Here is a 16,440-nt window from a genome sequence, read left to right on the forward strand (position 1 = left end):
ATGCGCCGTGTCGGCGCGGTCCGTCAGGTCGCGCTTTCCGCCGGGCGCGACCTCGATGCGACGCTGGCGTTCTGGCGCGAGGTGCTCGGCATGAACCTGCATGCGCGTTTCGATCCGCCAGGCATCGCCTTTATCATGGCCGGTGACGTGCGCCTGCTTTTCACCGACGGCCTGCCTGCCGGCACCGTCTATCTCGACATATCGGGCCTCGACGAGTTCCACGCTTCGGCAAGGGTCGCCGGTGTTCCCTTCACCGCGCCGCCGGCGCTCGTCCATCGCGACACCGAAGGCCTGTTCGGCCAGGCGGGGGAAAGCGAATGGATGGCCTTCCTAAAGGACCCGGCAGGCAATACGATCGGCCTTGTCGAACGTCATCCACCGGATCGCTAGTCTCCGGACCACCAGCCTATCGAGGCCGTCATGAAAATCGTCACCTGGAACATCAACGGCGTTCGCGCCCGCATCGGCAATTTGACCCATTGGCTGACGGAAAGCGCGCCCGACATCGCCTGCCTGCAGGAGATCAAGACGGTCGACGAGCAGTTTCCCCGCGCCGAGATCGAGGCACTCGGCTACAATGTCGAGACTTACGGCCAAAAAGGCTTCAACGGCGTCGCCATCCTGTCGAAGCTGCGTTTCGACGAGGTCAATCGCGGCTTGCCGGGCGACGATGCCGACGAGCAGGCGCGTTTCATCGAGGGCGTGTTCTCGACCGACAAGGGCGCCTTGCGCGTTGCCTCGATCTATCTGCCGAACGGCAACCCGATCGACGACGAGAAGAAGTTCTCCTACAAGCTTTCCTGGATGGCGCGACTTGAGCGCTGGGCCGAGGAGCGGCTTGCTTTGGAAGAGCCGCTGGTCCTGGCCGGCGACTACAATGTCATTCCCGAGCCGATCGACGCGAAGTATCCGGAAAACTGGCTAAGCGATGCACTGTTCCAGCCCGCGACGCGGCAGGCGTTCCGGCGGCTGAAGAATCTCGGCTTCACCGAAGCCGTGCGTGCCGTCACCGACGCCCCGGACATTTTTACGTTCTGGGACTATCAGGCCGGCGCCTGGCAGAAGAACAACGGCATTCGCATCGACCATTTGCTTCTGTCGCCCGAAGCCGCCAACTGGTTTTCCTCGGCTTCGATCGAAAAACAGGTGCGCGCCTGGGAAAAACCCTCCGACCACGTGCCGGTGGCGATCGATCTGGCGCTGCAGCCGGCCTGACCGCAGCTGCTGTCCGGCGGCACATTGATAAGTTGACCTCTTATCGCCACAAATCGCGTGCTTGATGAGAAATCATCATGGTGGCTGGGGTTCCCATGACTACTCGATTTGCACTCTGCCCGATCGGCTGCGCGCTTGCGATGGCGGTGGCGACGCCGGCTTTTGCCGATGCAGAGTGCCTGGCTAACGGCAAATCATTCCAGATCGGCCGGGTCGCCTGCCTGACGCTTGCCGGCCAAAGCTACCTCGCCCGTTGCGAGATGGTGCTCAACAACACGTCCTGGACAAAGCAGCGGGATGGCTGCCCGGAGAACACGCTGGCCCCACATCTGCAGGGCACGCCGATCTCAACACCGGCGCCCAGCGGCATGCCGGCGGAACCGACCGACAATTGATTTCAAAACGGAAATTCTGCCGACCTACTGGTCGCCGCCACCCTTGGTGAGGATGTCGTCGGCCAGCGAGATCGCGGTGCGGCGGTCGGCTTCGCCGGCGGCCGCAAACGCTTCTTCCTGCATGCCGCGGATCCATGGCTGGTCGGCGGGTGAGGCCCGTTCGAGCGCCGCGGTCATCATCGCCAGCCCCCGCACGATCTTGCCGCTTTGGAAAAGCAGGTTGCCGAGCGTCGCCTGCGCGCCCGCATGGCCCTTTTCGGCCGCCAGCTGGAACCAGCGTCCGGCCTGCTTGACGCTGGCCTTGACGCCGCCCTCACCCTTGAGGAACATCTGGCCCATCTCGAACTGGGCGTTCGGATTGCGGTAGTTGGCGGCGGCACGCATGTAATATTCCTGGGCCGCCACCTCGTTCTCCTCGACGGGGCTGCCGGGAATGCCCTTCCTCAGATAGTCGCCAAGCGCCACCAGCGCGTCCGAAACATAGCTTTCCTCGGGCGAACCGGGCTCGACATCCTGGTCGACGATCTCGCTGAAGAACTTGAATGCCGCGTAGTCGTCTCGCGCCACGCCATCGCCTTCGGCATACATGCGCGCAAGCTTCCAGGTGGCGCCGATCTGGCCGTTCTCCGCGGCATATTTATAGGCTTCCGCGGCCTGCTCCTTATGGCCGTTCTTGTAGGCGGAAAAGCCGAACTGGAACACCGCCCACGGGCTCGACTGCGGCTTCACGCCGGTCTTGTCGTCGAACACCTTGTCGTCGAAGGCCATGGCCTGGCCGACGGCGCCCAAGGTCGCGCCAAACGTGGCGAGCGCAACCAGTGCCGAAAGGACAGACGACCTCAACAACTCAGATGTCCGCATAGCAGTGTGTTTCTTTGGCACCGCCGGGATGGGTGACCGCGCCGTCGCGGGCAGATCCGACCGTCTGTGCGTATTTCCAGATCGCGCCCGACTGATAGTCGGTCGTGCGCGCCTTCCATGCTTTTGCCCTCGCCGCCAGTTCGGCTTTGGACAATGCAACCTCGATCGTGCCGTTCACCGCATCGATCGAGATCAAGTCGCCATCCCTAAGCAGCCCGATCGGGCCGCCCACTGCCGCTTCCGGCCCGACATGGCCGATGCAGAAACCGCGCGTCGCGCCCGAAAAACGCCCGTCGGTGATGAGCGCCACCTTGCCGCCCATGCCCTGGCCGTAGAGAGCCGCCGTCGTCGACAGCATTTCGCGCATGCCCGGGCCGCCGCGCGGACCCTCGTAACGGATGACGAGAACCTCGCCTTCGCTATAGTTACGGTTCGTAACAGCCTCGAAACATTCCTCTTCCGAATCGAAGCAGCGCGCCGGACCCGAGAATTTCAGCTCCGCCATACCAGCGACCTTCACGATCGCGCCTTCGGGGGCAAGGTTACCCTTCAAGCCCACGACCCCGCCGGTCTGGGTAATCGGCCTGTTGGCGGGACGGACCACATCCTGGCTGTCATTCCAGGAAACATGTTCCATATTTTCGGCCAAAGTGCGGCCGGTCACCGTCAGGCAATCGCCATGAAGATAGCCATGGTCGAGCAGCGTCTTCATCAAGAGCGGAATGCCGCCGGCCTCGAACATGTCCTTGGCGACGTATTTGCCGCCCGGCTTGAGGTCGGCGATGTAGGGTGTTTTCTCGAATATCTTGGCCACGTCGAAAAGATCGAACTTTATCCCGGCCTCGTGCGCGATCGCCGGCAGATGCAGCGCCGCGTTGGTCGAGCCGCCGGTGGCCGAGACCACAGTCGCGGCATTTTCCAACGCTTCTATAGTAACGATGTCGCGCGGGCGGATGTTCCTTGCGATCAGCTCCATGATCTTTTCGCCGGAAGCGAAATTGAAGCGGTCGCGCATCTCGTAGGGTGCCGGCGCGCCGCAGGAATAGGGCAGCGCCAGGCCGATCGCCTCAGCGACGGTGGCCATGGTATTGGCGGTGAACTGGGCGCCGCAGGAGCCGGCCGACGGACAGGCGGCTTGCTCGATCTCGAGCAGCTCGGCGTCGCCGATCGTGCCGACCGAATGCTGGCCGACCGCCTCGAACACGTCCTGCACGGTGATCTGCCGGCCACGGTAGCTGCCGGGCAGGATCGAGCCGCCATAGATGAAGATCGACGGTACGTTGAGGCGCACCATGGCCATCATCATGCCGGGCAGCGACTTGTCGCAACCGGCCAATCCAACCAGCGCATCGTAGCAATGGCCGCGCATGGTGAGCTCGACCGAGTCGGCGATGACCTCGCGCGACACCAGCGACGACTTCATGCCCTGATGACCCATGGCGATGCCGTCGGTGACGGTGATGGTGCAGAATTCGCGTGGCGTGCCGTTGGCGGCCGCCACGCCCTTCTTGACCACTTGTGCCTGGCGCATCAGCGAGATGTTGCAGGGCGCGGCCTCGTTCCAGCAGCTGGCGACACCGACCAGAGGCTGCGCGATCTCGGCCGCCGACAGCCCCATCGCATAGAGGTAGGAGCGATGCGGCGCCCGCTCGGGACCAACGGTCACGTGGCGGCTCGGCAGCTTGGCCTTGGAGATCGCTCTGGCGTCCATACTCGTCCTTGCCGCGGGCAGTGCGGCCTGCCTCTTCGCCTAGCCTTTTGGCGCATGTCCCGAGACAAGTTCGAGGTGCGCCGGGTTTATGGCGGGAAATAGGCAATGTTCCCGGGCGGCCGGGTGGCGCGAGGGTTGTTCAGAAACTGTTGCCAAAACGTCACAATTATCGGAGCGAACATCATGGGGGCAATTTGTTGCATTGGCCGAATGCCGGATGACGCACCGAACAAAACGGCCGGGCAACGCCCGGCCGTTTTGTCGTTTAAAATTTAATAGTTAGAACTTGATCTTGACGGAAGCCGAACCAGCGAGAAGCAGGTCGTTGCCGTAGGTATAGGTAACGGCATTTGCCACGTCGCCGACACCGCTGAAAGTCGATGACCCGCTCGTCAGCACACCGATCGAGCCGCCGAGCCTGACCTCGATCTGGTCGTTCGGCGAATAGGAGACGCCGCTGGCAACGGCCCAGGTATCCGACTGATAGCCGGAGGTCGTCGAGGTGCCGCGATCCCAGGTCAGCGAAACCACGCCCGACAATTGATCGGTGAACTTGTGCCCGATACCGCCCGTGACCGTCCAGCCGTCGCGATAAAGCAGGTCGAATGAAACGGGCGAGGGCAAACCGGTTACCGGACTGCGCACGCCATTGATGGCAATGACGCCAAGCTTGCTCCACTCCTGCCAGCGGATGGAACCAAAGGCCAGCCAGCCAGGAGCTATACCGCTCTGCAGCTTGAATTCCAGAGCCTGAGGTATCTCAGCCGACGCCGAGACTGGGTACACGCCGGTAGAGCCGGGAATCAGATCCGCTGGAAAGGCGCCCCTGAAGCCGGTCGTGTCGACGGTTCCCGACAGCCCGTCATATTTGTAGCTCGAAGAGTACATCAGGGTGGCGCGCAGGGCGATCTCGGGGATCTCATAGGCTGCGCCCGCACGCCAACCCCATGCCTCGTCGGATAGCTTGAAGACGCCGAGGCCGGTATTGCCGAAGGCGAGCAGTGTCTGACGGGAAAGAAACGCGTCTACCTGCTGGTAGGAGACACCGCCGATGAATCGTATGGCGCCCTTGCCGACGTTCACCTTATAGGAGCAGGTGAGACCGAAATCGTCTGTGTCGACGGCGTATTTGACCGCTGTCGGCGAATAGGCGTTGTTCATGCCGAAATTCGCGTCCGCACCATACGGTCTCGTATAGGTGGCAAGACAGTCTACGGGCTCAAAGATGTTGGCCTTGATGCCGACATGCGGCACCGCATAATCGCCACCAACGTCCACCGCCGATGTCGACAAACCCGAGCCATCGAGACGCTGCACATTCTTGAGTTTGCGCTGTGGCGAAACATAGGTGACGCCTGCGTCGAACGAATATGGCGCCGCGTCGAACAGCTGGTCGATATTGACGCCGCCCCGGTCAAAGCCCCCGGCTTGCACCGCCCCAGCCAAAGCCAGCGAAAAAGCCCCCGCGCCCAGCAGCACTTTCAGACGCGAATAACACATGAATCTCCTCCCCGAAATGTCCTTGCATCAAGCTAGAACCAATTCAGGTTAACGGCGCAACAACGAATTCGCCGTGCGTACATGTACAGCTTGGCTGAACGCATTTCCGACAAGGTGTCGGCCTTCTTACCGAGGCGGGAAAATGGCCGCCACAATACAGATCGACGAGAAAACTCGGGAAAAACCCCTAAATCACTATAAAACAGGGCATTTTGCGTGCCAGTCAGCCATTGTTACATTACGGCAACAATGGGGCAAAAACATTCAGTTTGCCTCAAGATTTACGCTGCGGAATGCCCGTTTTCGTGGCAGGCGGCCTGTCTGGAAGGCAGATTCGTGACCGGCGAATCTATTGCGGCCAGCCGGCCCAATTTGTTTGATCAGCCGGCCCAATCTGTTCGATCAACCGGCCCAATCTGTTCGATCAACCGGCATCACGCACCCGCGCCAATGCCACCGAAAGCTTCTCTTGCGCCTCGCGATATTCGGCGAGTTTTTCACGCTCGGCCTCCACCACCTCTTCCGGCGCGTTGGCGACGAATTTCTCGTTGGACAGCTTCTTGTAGAGCCGCGCTATTTCCTCGGTCACCTTGGCAAGCTCCTTGTGCAGGCGCGCTGCCTCGGCGGCAAGGTCGATCAGGCTGCCGAGCGGCAGGCAGATCGTCGCCTCGTTGACCACGATCTGGGCGGATCCCCTTGGTGGCGCCTCGGCGAGCGAGATGTCGCCGACCCGCGCCAGACGCTTGATAGCCGAGCCCTGACGCTCGAGCCTTTCGTGTGTCGCGTCGTTGGCGCCGATCACCACGAGCGGTGCGATAGCCGCCGGCGGCACGTTCATCTCCGAACGCACCGAGCGGATGCCGGAGACAAGGTCGACCAGCCAGTTGATATCGGCGGCGGCCGCCTCGTCCTCGAAGTCGGGCGACGGCCATGCCGCATGACAAAGCAGCGATTGCCGTTGCCTGCCCTCACCGGCGGTTTCGGCCCACAGTTCCTCGGTCATGAACGGCATCATCGGATGCAGCAGCTTGTAGATCTCGTCGAGTACGAAGGCGACGCATGCCCTGCTCTCGGCCTTGGCGGCCTCGTCGGTGCCCATGAACACCGGCTTCAGCAGTTCCAGGTACCAGTCGCAGAACTGGTTCCAGACGAACCGGTAGGCGGCACCCGCCGCCTCGTTGAAGCGGTATGAGGTGATACCGTCCGTTATGTCCCGCGCGGCTCGCGTCAGCTCCGTCAAGATCCAGCGGTTGACCGCCAGCTTGGCGTCCTGCAGCCAGAAATCGTCGTCGCGCGCCACTTCGTTCATCTCGGCGAAGCGCGTCGCGTTCCACAGCTTGGTGCCGAAATTGCGATAACCGGCAATGCGGGCCGGATCGAGCTTAACGTCGCGCCCTTGCGCTGCCATCACAGTCAAGGTGAAGCGCAGCGCATCGGCGCCGTATTCGTCGATGAGCTCGAGCGGATCGATGACGTTGCCTTTCGACTTCGACATCTTCTGCCCGTTCTTGTCGCGAACCAGCGCATGGACATAGACGGTATGAAACGGCTCCTGATCCATGAAATGCAGGCCCATCATCATCATGCGGGCGACCCAGAAGAAGATGATGTCGAAACCGGTCACCAGCACGTCGGTCGGGTAATAGGTCTTCAGCTCCGGCGTCTGGTCCGGCCAGCCAAGCGTCGAGAACGGCCACAGCGCCGACGAGAACCATGTATCGAGCACGTCCTCGTCGCGGGTCAGGATCTCGCCAGGCTGGAAATTCTCAAGCTTGTCCTCGACCCAGGCCTTCCACGGCCCTTCCAGCGCCAGATAATATTCGACGGCGGCACCGAGCGCCTCTTCCTCGGTCTTTTCGACAAAGACATGCCCGTCCGGCCCGTACCAGGCAGGGATCTGGTGACCCCACCAGAGCTGGCGCGAAATGCACCAGGGCTGGATGTTTTCCATCCAGTCGAAATAGGTCTTTTCCCAGTTTTTGGGCACGAAATTGGTACGGCTCTCGCGCACCGAGGCGATCGCCGGCTTGGCCAGTTCCGCCGCATTGACATACCACTGGTCGGTCAGAAACGGCTCGATCGGCACGCCGCCGCGGTCGCCGTGCGGCACGGTGTGGCGATGCGGCTCGACCTTCTCGAGAAAGCCGCCCGCCTGCATCAGCTCGACGATCTTCTTGCGCGCGTCGAAACGGTCCAGGCCGTCGAGGCCGTCCCATACGGCCTGGCGCTCCGGCGTCACGTCCAGTCCGGCGAGAAAGTCCTCATTGTCCTTGAGGCTCACCGCCGCATTGACGGTGAGGATGTTGACCGCCGGCAGCCGGTGGCGCTTGCCGACCTCGAAATCGTTGAAGTCATGCGCCGGCGTGATCTTGACCGCACCGCTGCCTTTTTCGGGATCGGAATACTCATCCGCCACCACCGGGATCCTGCGGCCGACGATCGGCAGGATGAGGTTCTTGCCGACAAGATGCCGGAAACGCTCGTCGTCGGGGTGGACTGCGACAGCCGTATCGCCCAGCATCGTCTCCGGCCGGGTCGTCGCAACGGTGATGAAGGTCTTCGGATTTTCCGGATCGAAGGTCATGCCTTCGACCGGATAGCGGAAGTGCCAGAGGTTGCCGTTGACTTCCTGCTGTTCGACCTCGAGATCCGAGATGGCGGTCAACAGCTTCGGGTCCCAGTTCACAAGGCGCTTGTCCTTGTAGATCAGCCCTTCCTTGTAGAGCGTCACGAACACTTCGAGCACGGCCTTGGACAGGCCCTCGTCCATGGTGAAGCGCTCCCGGCTCCAGTCGGCCGAGGCCCCGAGCCGCTTCAGCTGGTTGAGGATGGCGCCGCCGGACTCGGCCTTCCACTCCCACACCTTGTCGATGAACTCATCGCGCGTCAGGTCGCGGCGGTGGATCTGCTTTTCCATAAGCTGGCGCTCTACCACCATCTGCGTGGCGATGCCGGCATGGTCCATGCCTGGTTGCCAAAGAACATTCTTGCCGCGCATTCGCTCGAAGCGCACCAGAATGTCCTGCAGCGTGTTGTTGAGCGCATGACCCATATGCAGCGAGCCGGTGACATTCGGCGGCGGGATGACGATGGTGAAGGCTTCAGCCCCCTCCTCGGCCCCGGCGCCGGCCCGAAAGGCGTCGGCCTCTTCCCAGATCCTGGCAATCTTCGGCTCGACGGCTTTGGCGTCGTAGGTCTTTTCGAGCATGGGAAAACGGTCCGCGCTGTCCGGAATTTGTGGTCCGGTGTAAATCGGAAGGTTGTTGCCAAGTCAACCGCAAGGGCGGCATGGCCAATAGATAGCGCCGGGATGGTTCGGTGCAACTCGCGGGACTGAATGTTGCGAGGCAATCGCTTCAGGTTTGCGCTGCCCCTCATTGCCCTGCCGGGCATTTCTCCCCGTATAGTGACGGGGAGAAAGACGCCTGTACTGAAGCTTTCGCCAGTCACGAACGTTGCGGAAAAGGCGCCTAAATTGCGGTCAACCCCTTCTCCCCGTCACTATACGGGGAGAAGGTGCCGGCAGGCGGATGAGGGACAGCGCCGACTTCGACAATTCGCCGGTCGAGCGCCGCCCATTGGCGGCTCTCCGAATTGCTACTGCGCGCCGCGCGCGACGCGCTCGATTTCCTCGCGCACCAGCCGCTCGACCAGCGTCGGAAGGTTGTTGTCCAGCCAGTCCTGCAGCATCGGCCGCAGCATCTCCTCGGCCATCTCGTCGAAAGTCTTCTTGCTGCGGCTGGCAAACGCGTCGGAAAGCTCGCCGAAGGCGGCGGCAACCTGCCGGCCCGTATGCTCCGAAAGGATCGCCGGCCGAAGGGACGGCGCCTCGCTGGCCGCCGGACGCGCCAATCCGATTTTCGAAGATTCCGGGCCGATTTTCGAAGATTCCGGGCCGGTTTTCGAAGGCTCCGGGCCGCTTTCCGAAGGCTCCGGCCCAATTTCCGAAGGCTCCGGCACAGGTCCAGCAGTCGCCTCGTTCTCGAAACCCTCGGCTTTCGGCTCGGCGTCCGGCGTCCGGAGTGGCTCGGCGCGCTCCGGCTTGGCCATCGCGTCGCCGACCGCGGCGATCTCGCGCCGCCAATCGGCGATGATGGTGTCGGTCGTCTCGGCAGCCTTGGCTGTCGCAGGCCGATCCGGCTTTGCGGGAGCGGTGTTCACCTCAGCCAGCGTCACCGCTGCCTTTACCGGGCCGGCGCGCAACGGCGTTTCCAGGCTCTCAATGACCGGCGCGGCCGTTGGCTGCACCTCGGCGCGCGTGGCCGGCTTGGCGATCTCCAGTCCGCCGCGCAGTTCGGAGCGGAACGCATCCCCCTCCGCTGCCCGTCCGGCTGCCGGCGCCGGTTGCAGATCCTGGCGCAGCTCGTCCGCGTCGCCCGGCTGCTTGCGGCCGGTATCGCTGTCCTCGATGATCCTTCTGATGGAAGCCAGTATTTCTTCCATGGAAGGTTCGCGCTGTACGCTGCTTGCCGTCGCCATCGTCACATCCGCCGCCCTTGTGACTCGTTCTCAGATTTCCTGTCCGGCAATGCCGGATTCGAATCATGGCAACAGCGTAACCGACGGAACGGCTTGCGAGAATCCCCAATCTGGCGACATCTCGGATTTCAACAGATTAGGGTCGGGAGTTGAAAGCCCGCGCGTCGTTCGAGCGCGGGCTGAAAACACGGCTTGGCGATCAGCGGCCGTCCGGCGTGCGCAGGCCGATCCACTTGTCCTTGACGGCGTTGTAATGCTCTTCGGGCCTGTACTTCGTCACATTGAGCGCAAGGCGGTCTGCCGACAAATGGCCAACCGCCGAGAGGATGGCATAGCTCGCCACCACCACGTCGCGTTCGGCGCTGACAAGATTGATCTTGGCAGTGATGAGGGTCGCCTGCGCATTGAGCACGTCGAGCGTGGTGCGCTGGCCGACATTGCGCTCTTCGATGACGCCGTTCAGGGCAAGCTGCGCGGCGGCGACCACCTGCCGGTTGGCCGTGACGCTTTGCTGCGCGGCGGTGTATTGCGACCATGCCGAGGTAACGGCCTGGCGCACCTGGTCGCGACTCACGTCGACTTCGATCCGCGCCTGGCTGAGCGATTCCTTGTTCTGGCGCACGGTCGCCGAGGTCCGTCCGCCGGAATAGATCGGCACGGTCAGTGTCGCGCCGATGTTCGCCGACGTCCTTGTGCCATCCTGCGATGCCCCAAGGACGCCCGGAACCGTGTTGCGATAGTCGCCGGAAACGCCGGCGCTAGCCGAAAGCTGCGGCAGCAGCGCGCCTTCGGCCGATTTAACCGAAAACGCCGCCGCGTCGACCAGGTGCTCGGTGGCGAGGATGGCCGGATGTTCGGCCGATGCGATCGCGATCGCTGCATCGAGGCTCGACGGCAACAGCTTCGACAGCGGCGAAGCCGGCCTGAGCCTGCCCGGCTCGTCGCCGACGATCTGGCGATAGGTCGCAGCGCTTGCCAGCGCCGTCGCGCGGGCGGCGCTCAACTGCGCCACCGCGGAGGCACGCTGCGCGTCGGCTTGCGCGACGTCGGTGCGGGTACCTTCGCCGACCTCGAAGCGCGAACGCGCCGCACGCGCCTGCTCGGTCAGGAACTGCAGGTTCTGTTCGGTCAGCACCGCGATCTGGCGGTCGCGGATGACGTCCATATAGGCGCTTGCCGCGTTGAAAAGGGTGTTTTCTTCGGTGTTGCGCAGGCTCTCGACCGAGGCGCTGACCCGCGCTTCGGCGGCCGCGACGTTGTTCCTGGTCTGAAAGCCGTCGAACAGGGTTTGATTGATCTGGACGCCAAAGTTGCCGGTAGTTATGCGCGCGGTTCGACTAGTACCATTGATATGGGTGCTGGTGTAGTCGATGTCCGCGGAACCGGTGATGGTCGGGCGCCAGCCGGACTTTGCGATTGCAACGCCCTCGTCGGTGACGCGAACGCCGGCGCGTGTCGAATTGAGCGAGGAATTGTTCTGATAGGCTTTTGAAAGGGCCCCGAGAATGGTTTCGGCCGAGGCGGCCATTGGAGACAGCGCTGTCGCCGAAACGAGGACAGCGGTAAAAAGCAACTTGCGTACAGACGGCACGTTATATTCCCTCATTCGTTTTGCACGGGAACTGCGCCACGCTGGCTTCTCCTTCTGATCAGCCGGCGCCGCGTTTTTTATCGTTCCCCCGCTGAAAGCCCCCAGAAACGCCCGGTTATGCAGATCAGCAACGATTGTTCAAACGCAAGCGATCATGACAGCGCCTTCGCTGCAAGGCAAAATCACTCAGAATTCGAAGGCGGGAATGCGTTCGAATCCCGGTAGTGGCTTAATTGCCGCATTAAATGCGCGTCTTCCCGTTACAACCCCTCCAGTCTTAAAAAAAAGCCGGGCTACGCCCGAATTGCCCTGCCCCTCCACGGCGACGAGTCGGCCGCCTTCGGCAAGCTGGTCGAACAGCGCCGCCGGCACCTCCCCGACGCTGCCGCCGATCAGGATGACGTCGTAAGGCGCCTTATCTGCGTGGCCTTGCGGCAGCGGCCCGTGGACCACGGTGACATTGCCGCAACCAAGTGCCGCAAGCGTCGAAGTGGCGGTCTCGGCCAGCGCCGGATCGCTTTCCAGCGCCACCACGGACCTTGCCAGCCGCGACAGGATCGCCGCCGCATAGCCGGTGCCGCAGCCGACATCTAGTGCCGAATCGCTTGGGCCGATATCGGCCAGCTGCATCAGCTTGGCCAATGGCGACGGTTCCATCAGATAGCGCGGACCATCTGCCGTATCGGCAATGCGGATGTCCTCGTCGATATAGGCAAGATCGCGCTGGCCGGCGCCGACAAAGGCCTCGCGCGGCACGACAAGCATCGCCTCGAGCAGCGGTGCGCTGGTCACGTCGGTGGTGCGGATCTGGCCGTCGACCATCTTCACCCGGCGTTCGGCAAAATCAGCGCTCATGTTCCAACCATCCGCTTGCCGCGCAAAGGCCGCGGCTGTTTCGACCGGAACTGAAGCCCCCTGGCGCTGACGCGCGGGAGCTCGGGCATTGGAGGCCTCGCCCGGAATCGAACCGGGGTGCAAGGATTTGCAGTCCTCTGCGTAACCACTCCGCCACGAGGCCTCATTGCTCCCGGCGTTCCACCCGGCTCCAATAGGTTGCGGCGAAAATGCCGTCAAGCGGCCACCATGCATTCCCAACGGTTCCTCGACATTCCATGCCCTGCCTTATCAACGCAATGCCCATGTTAGCAATAACATATTAGCTTATCGTTAAGCATGATTCTGGGCGACGGGAACCCGAAACCGGCGGCCACGTTGGGCAAGGAAGAGGCTCCGCCATGCGTCGAGCAGCTACGAAGGACGGCACGTCGCGCGGATTGTCGCAGTCTGCAGAGCTTGTGCGCTATGCCATCGACCGCCTCAGCATAGAAGGCGCAAACAGCCTGCCGCCGCGCGACCGGGCGCGGCTGGCATCGGCTACCGCCGTTCTCAAGGAGCTTTGCGAACGCCTGGAAAGCTGTTTCGACCAGCCTCGGTGAGGCCTGGACGGACCACGCCGCTCTCCGACATTTTGCCGGATACCGGCCTGTCAGCAGGGCAGTCTCAATCCGGCCGGCGCCGTCGCTCCCACCAGACGACGAAGCGGCGCCGGTGACGGCGCACCAATGCGAATTCGTAGGAGAGCACCAGCAATCCGATCGGCACCATCCAGAAACCCAGGATCGGCAGGAAGCCGAGAATGCCGCCGATGATCAGCACAACGCCGATCGCAATCCTGAGGCCGCGCGAGCGCGGCATGGTGAACTGGCGGCCGAAGACCGAGATTTTCCGGGCCGGTGGCTGTTCGTCGCTCATTGCCGTCATGTGAAATGTCGATCCGTTTGCATCAGTAGCACCATCAGCCGGAGAAAGCCGCAACGGCCTTTTCTGTTCCGTGACAGGCGAGAGACAGCTCATATGAGGGCGCTCGCCGGCCATTGCCAGCAAGCCCTGCGCCAAAAAGCACCGAAAAAATGCGAAATGCTTCTTTGCAAAGCCGAAACGGGTTTGCTATAGGCTGCCCCACTCACGCAAGAGCCTCTGTTCCCCGGTAGCTCAGTGGTAGAGCAACCGGCTGTTAACCGGTTGGTCGCTGGTTCGAATCCGGCCCGGGGAGCCACCGCCTCTTCTACGCCATAGCGCGATATTGCGCGCCAGCGTGCAATTTCTCCCTACGCGTCGATCTCGATAGTCCTGCCTCCAGAGTGTCAGAGCATCGAGGACCGATGAAATCAGGCGTAGAATAGCAGGGCTCGCCCGCCCACGCCTATTCGGCGGCTACCGCGCGGAAATACTGATGACCGGCGGCTTCGCGCCCGAGTGCGCCGTTCAGTTCGCCGCGGCGGCGTCCGAACGTTGCCGCCCGTTATTACTTGCCGTCGCTGCCTCAACGACAGCAGCTTACAGACGGGCGCGAGGTGTTCGTGGACGGCGGATTGCATAGCTTTGAGCCTGCGCGCGCGAGGCGTCGCTGGGACAAAGCGGAGAGGCCTCGCGCCAGATCTGCACAGGCAAGATCTCAACGCCTACTCGGTTGAACATGATCCGCGTGGACGTCGCGCCTGCGGCGTTGCCTGGAGAATTTACCCCCGTGCCTCCTGCCGGTGGGGAGGCTTCGCACCGTTCGTGTCCTAGTTGTCAAGACCCCAAAGATCCGTGTTCCGTTTGAAGTACTCAATTAGCATCTCGGTGAGCACCCGCACTTTCCGCGTGGGATGCTGACCCGGCGGTCGGACGACATACGCGGCCCCTGGAGGTACCGGATAGCGTGTCATGATCGGGACCAGCGCGCCGGAGGCCACATATTCATGTGTGATGCAATCGGGGAGCCAGGCGATGCCGAGACCTGCCGCCGCCGCGGCGGCAAGCGCCGTGGCGCTATCGGCCTTGAACCTGCCCTGCGGCTGGACCGTAACAATCTTGCTGCCATTTATGAACTGCCAGGCTTCCGTTCCCTGCATGAGGGCCTGATGGGTGACGAGTTCGTCCAGAGTCTCGGGTGACCCGTGCACCTCGATATAATCCGGGCTTGCGACAAGCTTTCCATGGATCGGCCCGACGCGCTTCGCGATCAGGTTGGAGTCTTGAAGGTAGGCGCCCCGGATCGCGCAATCGAAACCTTCTGCGATGAGATCGACGAAGCGATCGCTGTAGGAAGTATGGATGTGAAGCTTCGGGTGCAGACGCGCCATTTCCGCGAGCACGGGGGCGAAGTGGGTCGCGCCGAAAGTAAGCGGCATGGCAACCCTCAGGCGGCCGCGCAGCTCACCGGTGGGGAGGATCGTTTCCCGAGCCGTATCGATCTCTGCGCTGGCCCGGGCCGCATGGTCTCTGAACGCGATTCCCGCTTCGGTGAGCGCGGCGCCGCGGGTCGTTCGTGCAAGAAGCTGGACGCCAAGTTCCGCTTCAACCCGAAAGAGCCGCCGACTGACGATTGACTTGGAGACGCCGAGCCGGCGCGCGGCGGCCGATACGCCCCCTGCATCGGCCACTGCGACGAATGTCCGTAGATCTTCGATGTCCAATTCAGCGTTCCTCATTTCGCGACACAGCTTGCCTGATTATGGCACTACTGCATCACCAAAAGGAACGGCAAATTGCGTCCAGGCAACGTCGCCCGCTGGCGCATGTCTCCCGTGAAACCCATTGCCGTCCATAGCGGCAGAGAAAGATTGCCGTCCATGGCGGCAGAGAAAGGAAGTCTTGATGACCCCTCGCAACGGCCTTGATTCGCTTCTTCGTCCTGAAGACTCGGTACTCGTTCTGATCGACCACCAGCCTTACCAACTCGCGAACCTGAACAGCCACGATCCGCAAGCTGTGGTCAACAACGCGACCGCGCTGGCGAAGCTAGCAAAAGCCTTCAATGTTCCGACCATTCTCACCAGCGTGATCGCGGGTCGTGGCGGCATCCTCTTCAAGCAGATCACTGACGTCTTCCCGGGGCAGGAAGTGATCGACCGGACTTGGGTGAACGCCTGGCAGGACGAGAAGGTGGTGGACGTGGTCAAGGCGACCGGCCGCAAACAACTGGTTATCGCAGGCCTTTGGACCGAAGTCTGCGTCGCGATGCCTGTCATCCAAGCCCTCGGCGAAGGCTGGGACGTGTCCGTGATCACCGATGCGTCGGGCGGCGTTTCGACCGAGTCCCACCAGATCGCCATCCAGCGGATGATCGCGGCTGGCGCAAACATGATGACCGTGATGGCGCTCGCTGGCGAATGGCAGCGCGACTGGGCGCGCACCGAGCATGTCGAAGAGCTGACCGAGATTCTCATCCAGCACTTCGGCGGCAGCGGCATCGCCTTCCTGTGGGAGCAACAACTCCTCAAGACGCCTGTGCCGAGCGAAGGCTGATTCGGGCCGGGATGGCGAGCATTTCGGTGAGGGTCGGAATCGATCCGTTTGCCGGCCCTCGCCATCTCACCTCACAGGGAAGCCTTGTGATGCCGAACCCACCTTCACGAGCAGTCGCTCGTCGCACATCCTGGATAGATAGCATCGGGGATGCCGATGGCCGTGAGTTCAGCCGTGCGCACCTCGCCCCGCCCTCGCGGTAGAGCGATGGCCCGCTCCCTGAGCGTCGGTGTCGGCCCGCCGGCGAGGCGTAGGGCTTCTGCGCCGTCCGGTCACGTTTGCGCATTTTTGGCGACTCTGGTGCATTCTGGTGTAGGGGTATGGCAAATTCGTATTTCTCAGCTTCATCGACTCCGGCGAGCCATCGCCTTTTCTACGCCAAGTCGCGATTTTGC

At 62.4% G+C, this 16,440-nt stretch carries 14 protein-coding genes and 2 tRNA genes; 6 read left to right on the forward strand and 10 right to left on the reverse strand.

The window, feature by feature from the left end:
- The 3 genes from NKJ73_RS07350 (at position 1) to NKJ73_RS07360 (ending at position 1,610) form a co-directional block, all read left to right on the forward strand.
- Positions 1–390: a VOC family protein gene (locus NKJ73_RS07350; RefSeq protein ID WP_352568994.1), complete on the forward strand. Its 390-nt coding sequence runs from the start codon at positions 1–3 to the stop codon at positions 388–390.
- Between the two features lie 30 nt (positions 391–420).
- The gene (gene xth / locus NKJ73_RS07355) at positions 421–1,215 is read left to right on the forward strand and encodes an exodeoxyribonuclease III (RefSeq protein WP_023678937.1); all 795 of its coding nucleotides are present in this window, start codon (positions 421–423) and stop codon (positions 1,213–1,215) included.
- Between the two features lie 77 nt (positions 1,216–1,292).
- Positions 1,293–1,610, forward strand: coding sequence for a hypothetical protein (locus NKJ73_RS07360; RefSeq protein WP_023678938.1), 318 nt, complete (start codon positions 1,293–1,295; stop codon positions 1,608–1,610).
- 24 nt (positions 1,611–1,634) lie between these two features.
- On the opposite strand, the gene NKJ73_RS07365 is transcribed toward NKJ73_RS07360, so the two are convergent.
- The 8 genes from NKJ73_RS07365 to NKJ73_RS07400 form a co-directional block, all read right to left on the reverse strand.
- Positions 1,635–2,471, reverse strand: coding sequence for a tetratricopeptide repeat protein (locus NKJ73_RS07365; RefSeq protein WP_023678939.1), 837 nt, complete (start codon positions 2,469–2,471; stop codon positions 1,635–1,637).
- Positions 2,458–4,182, reverse strand: a complete 1,725-nt coding sequence (gene ilvD / locus NKJ73_RS07370; RefSeq protein ID WP_352568863.1) for a dihydroxy-acid dehydratase — start codon at positions 4,180–4,182, stop codon at positions 2,458–2,460. Before ilvD ends, NKJ73_RS07365 begins: the two co-directional genes overlap by 14 nt.
- A gap of 279 nt (positions 4,183–4,461) precedes the next feature.
- Positions 4,462–5,682: an outer membrane protein transport protein gene (locus NKJ73_RS07375; protein ID WP_352568864.1), complete on the reverse strand. Its 1,221-nt coding sequence runs from the start codon at positions 5,680–5,682 to the stop codon at positions 4,462–4,464.
- A 424-nt stretch (positions 5,683–6,106) separates the two neighbouring features.
- Positions 6,107–8,890 carry a valine--tRNA ligase gene (locus NKJ73_RS07380; RefSeq protein ID WP_352568865.1) on the reverse strand — a complete coding sequence of 928 codons (2,784 nt, stop codon included), beginning with the start codon at positions 8,888–8,890 and terminating at the stop codon, positions 6,107–6,109.
- Between the two features lie 389 nt (positions 8,891–9,279).
- Positions 9,280–10,161 carry a DUF2497 domain-containing protein gene (locus NKJ73_RS07385; RefSeq protein ID WP_352568866.1) on the reverse strand — a complete coding sequence of 294 codons (882 nt, stop codon included), beginning with the start codon at positions 10,159–10,161 and terminating at the stop codon, positions 9,280–9,282.
- A 199-nt stretch (positions 10,162–10,360) separates the two neighbouring features.
- A complete protein-coding gene (locus tag NKJ73_RS07390) occupies positions 10,361–11,752 on the reverse strand; it encodes a TolC family outer membrane protein (RefSeq protein WP_023676398.1) in 1,392 nt (463 codons plus the stop codon).
- Positions 11,753–11,938: 186 nt separating this feature from the next.
- Positions 11,939–12,607, reverse strand: coding sequence for a protein-L-isoaspartate O-methyltransferase family protein (locus NKJ73_RS07395; RefSeq protein ID WP_352568867.1), 669 nt, complete (start codon positions 12,605–12,607; stop codon positions 11,939–11,941).
- A gap of 89 nt (positions 12,608–12,696) precedes the next feature.
- Positions 12,697–12,770, reverse strand: a tRNA-Cys gene (locus tag NKJ73_RS07400).
- 217 nt (positions 12,771–12,987) lie between these two features.
- On the opposite strand from NKJ73_RS07400, the gene NKJ73_RS07405 reads away from it, so the two are divergent.
- Positions 12,988–13,188 (forward strand): hypothetical protein, encoded by a 201-nt coding sequence (locus tag NKJ73_RS07405; RefSeq protein ID WP_156937330.1) that lies wholly within the window; start codon positions 12,988–12,990, stop codon positions 13,186–13,188.
- A 64-nt stretch (positions 13,189–13,252) separates the two neighbouring features.
- Here NKJ73_RS07405 and NKJ73_RS07410 read toward each other — a convergent pair whose 3' ends face one another.
- Positions 13,253–13,513, reverse strand: coding sequence for a hypothetical protein (locus tag NKJ73_RS07410; RefSeq protein WP_023676401.1), 261 nt, complete (start codon positions 13,511–13,513; stop codon positions 13,253–13,255).
- A gap of 220 nt (positions 13,514–13,733) precedes the next feature.
- Here NKJ73_RS07410 and NKJ73_RS07415 point away from each other — a divergent pair.
- Positions 13,734–13,808 (forward strand) — tRNA-Asn (locus NKJ73_RS07415).
- A 511-nt stretch (positions 13,809–14,319) separates the two neighbouring features.
- Here the strand turns inward: NKJ73_RS07415 and NKJ73_RS07420 are convergent.
- On the reverse strand, positions 14,320–15,213 hold the full coding sequence (locus NKJ73_RS07420) for a LysR family transcriptional regulator (RefSeq protein WP_352568868.1): 894 nt from the start codon (positions 15,211–15,213) through the stop codon (positions 14,320–14,322).
- Positions 15,214–15,394: 181 nt separating this feature from the next.
- Between NKJ73_RS07420 and NKJ73_RS07425 the strand changes: the two genes are divergently transcribed.
- The gene (locus NKJ73_RS07425) at positions 15,395–16,045 is read left to right on the forward strand and encodes a hydrolase (RefSeq protein WP_352568869.1); all 651 of its coding nucleotides are present in this window, start codon (positions 15,395–15,397) and stop codon (positions 16,043–16,045) included.
- Positions 16,046–16,440: the final 395 nt, after the last annotated feature.

It is taken from the genome of Mesorhizobium sp. M0074 (assembly GCF_040322975.1).
Taxonomy (GTDB): domain Bacteria; phylum Pseudomonadota; class Alphaproteobacteria; order Rhizobiales; family Rhizobiaceae; genus Mesorhizobium.